1 protein-coding gene is annotated in these 212 nt (G+C 74.5%); it reads left to right on the forward strand.

The features are described 5' to 3' along the window. Positions 1–212: KR domain-containing protein (locus ACSNOB_RS32210; RefSeq protein ID WP_436691244.1), on the forward strand; the 212-nt coding region annotated here is incomplete at both ends.

The following is a 212-nucleotide window of genomic DNA, read 5'->3' on the forward strand; positions in this document are numbered from 1 at the left end:
GGGTCAGTCGGCGTATGCGGCGGGTAACGCGTTCCTGGACGGGTTGGCGGTGTGGCGGCGGCAGCTCGGGTTGCCGGCGGTGAGCCTGGCGTGGGGGATGTGGGACACCGCCGGCATGGCCGCGTCCCTCGACGCGGCGGATCGGGCGCGGTCGGCTCGGGCGGGTCTGGTGCCGATGAGCGCAGGGCTCGGGTTGGAGCTGTTCGACGCGG

Origin of the sequence: Micromonospora sp. URMC 106 (assembly GCF_051386395.1) — a bacterium.
Classification (GTDB): domain Bacteria; phylum Actinomycetota; class Actinomycetes; order Mycobacteriales; family Micromonosporaceae; genus Micromonospora.